This is a genomic window from Candidatus Blastococcus massiliensis AP3 (assembly GCF_000582785.1).
GTDB classification, from domain to species: Bacteria; Actinomycetota; Actinomycetes; order Mycobacteriales; family Geodermatophilaceae; genus Blastococcus; species Blastococcus massiliensis.
This window is the reverse complement of sequence record NZ_HG931173.1, coordinates 227,453-230,605: the sequence shown is the minus strand read 5'-3', so window position 1 is coordinate 230,605 and position 3,153 is coordinate 227,453. Positions and strand designations below refer to the sequence as shown.

Annotated in this window: 5 protein-coding genes; all 5 read left to right on the top strand. The window is 73.8% G+C overall.

The features are described 5' to 3' along the window. Positions 1-317 precede the first annotated feature (317 nt). Positions 318-1,007, top strand: coding sequence for a peptidoglycan editing factor PgeF (gene pgeF / locus BN344_RS01125; RefSeq protein WP_231486400.1), 690 nt, complete (start codon positions 318-320; stop codon positions 1,005-1,007). After that, positions 1,004-1,699, top strand: coding sequence for a YggS family pyridoxal phosphate-dependent enzyme (locus tag BN344_RS01120; RefSeq protein WP_040336695.1), 696 nt, complete (start codon positions 1,004-1,006; stop codon positions 1,697-1,699). The genes pgeF and BN344_RS01120 overlap by 4 nt, the downstream gene beginning before the upstream one ends. 106 nt (positions 1,700-1,805) lie before the next feature. Further along, positions 1,806-2,504: a cell division protein SepF gene (locus BN344_RS01115; protein WP_040336694.1), complete on the top strand. Its 699-nt coding sequence runs from the start codon at positions 1,806-1,808 to the stop codon at positions 2,502-2,504. A gap of 68 nt (positions 2,505-2,572) precedes the next feature. Beyond that, entirely contained in the window at positions 2,573-2,863 is a 291-nt protein-coding gene (locus tag BN344_RS01110; protein ID WP_040336693.1) for a YggT family protein, read from the top strand. A 99-nt stretch (positions 2,864-2,962) separates the two neighbouring features. Next, positions 2,963-3,153: DivIVA domain-containing protein (locus tag BN344_RS20470; protein WP_040336692.1), on the top strand; the 191-nt coding region annotated here is incomplete at its 3' end.

Genomic DNA, 3,153 nt, shown 5'->3' with positions numbered 1-3,153 from the left:
GGCGGCATCCCGTCCCACGCCGCCGCAGAACGGTGGTGGCATCACCGTCCCGCCGCTGCCGCCCATCCCGGGGGCGATCAACGGTCGCCGTCCGCTGTCGAGCGAGGACTTCGAGGAGGAGCTCGACATCCCCGAGTTCCTCAAGCAGTAGAAGGACCCCCGTCCTCCTCATCCCTCGCAAGCTCGGGACGAGCCTCTGGACGGGGGCCGCCGTGGGGGCCCTGCGAGGGGGCCTTCCATTCAAGGCCAGGGCTCTACTCTTGGGTCTTGTGAGTACGGAAACGGCCGCCCCGTCGTCGGTTCGACCCCGCAGGGTCGTGACCGATCGGCGGGGCGGCCGTTCTGTGCCGCCGTACGACTCCTTCAACCTCGGGGACCACGTCGGCGACGACATCGCAGCCGTCACCGCCAACCGCGCGCGGGTCGCCCGTGAACTGGGGGTCGCCGCAGACCGGCTGGTCTGGATGAACCAGGTGCACGGCACCGGCGTCGCGGTCGTCGACGGCCCGCAGGACGGTCCGCTGCCCGACACCGACGCCGTCGTCACCGCCGCCCCTCGGCTCGTGCTCGCCGTCCTGGCCGCCGACTGCGTCCCCGTGCTGCTCACCGACCCCGTGGCCGGCGTCGTCGCGGCCGTGCACGCGGGCCGCGAGGGCGTGCGCCGCGGCGTCCTGCCCGCCACCCTGTCGGCCATGGCGAGCCTGGGCGCCCGGGCCCGGCACGTCACCGCGCTGCTGGGGCCGGCCGTGTGCGGCGCCTGCTACGAGGTGCCGCCGGCCATGCAGGCCGAGGTGGCCGCCGTGACCCCCGCCGCCGCCGTGCCCACCCGGAGCGGCACCGCCGGTCTCGACCTGCGTGCGGGTCTGGCCGAGGTGCTCGCGCGGGCGGGCGTCACCGACGTCGTCCACGACCCGCGCTGCACCGTGGAGGACCGGCAGCTGTTCTCCCACCGCCGCGACGGGGTGACCGGCCGCCAGGCGGGTCTGGTGTGGCTCGACCCGGCATGACCGCTCTCGAGCAGAACCTCCGGGAGGTGCGGGAACGGATCGACGCGGCGGCCCGCGCCGCCGGCCGCGATCCGGCGTCCGTGGCGCTGCTCGCCGTCAGCAAGACCTGGCCGGCCGCCGATGTCCGCGCCCTCACCGCTCTCGGGCAGCTCGACTTCGGCGAGAACCGTGCGCAGGAGCTGATCGGCAAGGCCGCCGAGCTCGCCGATCTGCCGGTGCGCTGGCACTTCGTCGGCCAGCTGCAGCGCAACAAGGCGGCGGCCGTGGCGCGGCTGGGTGCCGTCGTCCACTCGGTGGACCGGCCGTCCCTCGCCCAGGCGCTGAGCCGGGCGGGGGAGGGGGCCGGGCGCGTCGTGGACGTGCTGCTGCAGGTCGACCTCGGCGGTCCCGAGGGCGAGCTCGGGACCCGCGGCGGAGCGGATCCCGTCGACGTCCCCGGGCTGGCCGACGCAGTCGCCGAGCTGCCGGGCGTGCGGCTGCGGGGGCTCATGGCGGTCGCCCCGAGAGGTGCTGATCCCGCCCCCGCCTTCGCGCGGCTCGCCGACCTGGCCGCCCGGGTGCGCGCCGACCACCCCGGCGCCGTCGAGCTCTCCGCGGGCATGACCGGGGACCTGGAGGAAGCCGTCGCGGCCGGTGCCACAGTCGTGCGTGTCGGAACCGCGCTGTTCGGCCGGCGGCCCCTACCCTCCTGAAGACACACGAGTCACACCAGTCACACGGGCCTCCGGAGCCCCGGGGTGAATCGGTCGACGGTCGTCGAGCGTGCACGCTGAGCACGCCAGCAGAGGGGGAGGTCCGATGGCTGGAGCCATGCGGCGGATGGGCATTTACCTGGGGCTCGTCGAGGACGACGACCCCCGCGGCTACGGCCGCTACGACGCCCGCCAGTCCGACCATCCCGACGCCGACCGCCGGTACGGGCGGTACGCCGACGACCACTACGACGACTACGCCGACGGCGACTACCCCGCCGGGTACGCCGACGACGAGCTGGAGCCGGCGGACGCCGCTCCGGTGCGCGCTCCCGAGCCGCTGGGCGTGCGCAGGGTCGCGCCGGCCCGTCCGCTCGGACTGGCACCGTCGGTGGGCAGCGGCGGTGGCGGCGGTGGCGCCCGCATCAGCGCCATGGGCAGCGGCCCGGTGGGGGCGGCCGGCCTGGCCGTCCGCGAGCCGGTGACCGTCGCCGAGCCCGCCCCGGCTCCCGCGCTCGCTCCGCAGCCCTACCGGATCACCACCCTGCACCCGCGCACCTACAACGAGGCGCGGGTCATCGGTGAGCGGTTCCGGGACGGGATGCCGGTCATCATGAACCTCACCGAGATGGACGACGCCGACGCCAAGCGCCTGGTCGACTTCGCCGCGGGACTGTCCTTCGGGCTGCGCGGTAGCATCGAGCGCGTCACGGCGAAGGTGTTCCTGCTCAGCCCGCAGAACGTCGACGTGACGGCCGAGGACAAGGCACGGATCCGCGAGGGCGGGTTCTTCAACCAGTCCTGAACCGCGTGCGGGGCGGCCCGCGCGCACGATGAAGGCGGCACGCCTGGTGCCCTGGACGAACGAGGACCGTGGAACTCTTCTGGCAGATCGTCTCGTCGGTCCTGCTCGTCTTTCTCGTCCTGCTGTTCGCGCGGTTCGTCGTGGACTGGGTCATGGTGCTGGCGCGCAGCTGGCGGCCCGACGGGCTGGTGGCCGCGGGGCTCGAGGTCGTCTACTCCACCACCGACCCGCCGCTGAAGGCCGTGCGCCGCGTCATCCCGCCGCTGAACCTCGGGTCGATCCGCCTGGACCTGGGGTTCATGGTGCTGCTGATCGCAGTGGTCCTCCTCCGTTCCTTCATCCGACCGCTCACGTACTAACGTGACCGACACTTCCCCGGTTGCGGGCTGGACGAGAGGCTCGGTCCTCTGCGGTCCGCCCGCGCTCCACCACTCCCGCCGGACCCCTAAGGTGACCTGATGCCACTCACCCCTGCCGACGTGCACAACGTCGTCTTCAAGAAGCCGCCCATCGGCAAGCGGGGCTACGACGAGGACGAGGTCGACGCCTTCCTCGACGTGGTGGAGGCCGAGCTGGCCCGGCTGATCGAGGAGAACAACGAGCTGCGCGCCGGCGCCGGCAGCCGTGGCCCGGCCCGCGCCGAGGAGCG

Excerpts from the sequence above, each read along its gene's own strand:
- BN344_RS01120 (WP_040336695.1), top strand. The coding sequence starts at position 1,004 with ATGACCGCTCTCGAGCAGAACCTCCGGGAGGTGCGGGAACGGATCGAC.
- BN344_RS01115 (WP_040336694.1), top strand. The coding sequence starts at position 1,806 with ATGGCTGGAGCCATGCGGCGGATGGGCATTTACCTGGGGCTCGTCGAG.